The 952-nt window shown below is 37.2% G+C and carries 2 protein-coding genes; one reads left to right on the forward strand and one right to left on the reverse strand.

Going from position 1 to position 952, the window contains the following annotated elements; all coding sequences use genetic code 11:
* Nucleotides 1-460 (reverse strand): hypothetical protein (locus tag SD31_RS14265; protein WP_039054605.1); only part of this gene is annotated, 460 nt, incomplete at its 3' end.
* A 195-nt stretch (nt 461-655) separates the two neighbouring features.
* On the opposite strand from SD31_RS14265, the gene SD31_RS14270 reads away from it, so the two are divergent.
* Nucleotides 656-910: a helix-turn-helix domain-containing protein gene (locus tag SD31_RS14270; protein WP_052259100.1), complete on the forward strand. Its 255-nt coding sequence runs from the start codon at nt 656-658 to the stop codon at nt 908-910.
* The last annotated feature ends 42 nt before the right edge of the window (nt 911-952 follow it).

Consider the following 952-nt stretch of genomic DNA (forward strand, 5'->3'; position numbering starts at 1 on the left):
AAARGTAGGGCTGAGGTAGTGTCGGCTGCTTGGGGTGACTTTCTTCTCGGAGGAGAAAGCCTTTATCAATATAGTCAAAGTTGAAATTGCCGTCAGGTGCTGTTCTTTTGATTTTGGAGGTAATACCCGCCAGCTGGATTTCTTGTACTTCGATAGTGTTCTTAAATATTTTAAACATATCGATGTCGACTTTAATCTTTTCTCCTGCCAGCAGTGTATCTCGACTTTGATCTTCGAAATACACGTTTTCCAACACCAGCATTTTGGGAAAGGTAATGTTGATATATCCTATTCTGACTGGGGTACCAATCTTGTTTTCTAAATAAGTGGTTACTTTTCCTGCAATATAATTTTGCACGGCAGGAATTCTAATAAGGAACACGACAAGCAGTATCAAAGCAATGAGTGTCCCTACAATCCATAATAATGAGCGTATGGCAATACGGGTAAATTTGTTCAAACCTTCGTCAAATTATATTAAGCGTTTAACCTTGAATAATAACATAAAAATAACGCAAAAGTTTCCTATTTCGCCTATGTATAACAAAAAATATGTGTCCCTTGCATTTATGAGTTATAGTAGGTGCTAAAATAAGAAAGAGATAGTCAAAATACACTGCCCCCAAAAAGTTAGACACTATTTGGGGGCATTTTTATGGTTAAGTACAAAAAACACAAATCCGATTTTAAGCTTCGTCTGGTTAAAGATTACCAACGAGGGGCATCGATACACGGATTATCGAATCAATGGGGCGTATCATCGTCACAAATCAGAAAGTGGATTGATCAATATAATTCATTAGGTCCGCAAGGACTATCGCGAAAGCCTTATCGAAAATATACAAAGGAATTTAAGGTCACGGTTGTTCAAGCCTATCTAAAAAAAGAATTATCTTTGAGGGACTGCTGATTTACATTTCAGCATTCCACTCCAATTGGCATAGTCAGTTCT

Source organism: Sphingobacterium sp. T2, assembly GCF_000814685.1.
Classification (GTDB): Bacteria; Bacteroidota; Bacteroidia; order Sphingobacteriales; family Sphingobacteriaceae; genus Sphingobacterium; species Sphingobacterium thermophilum.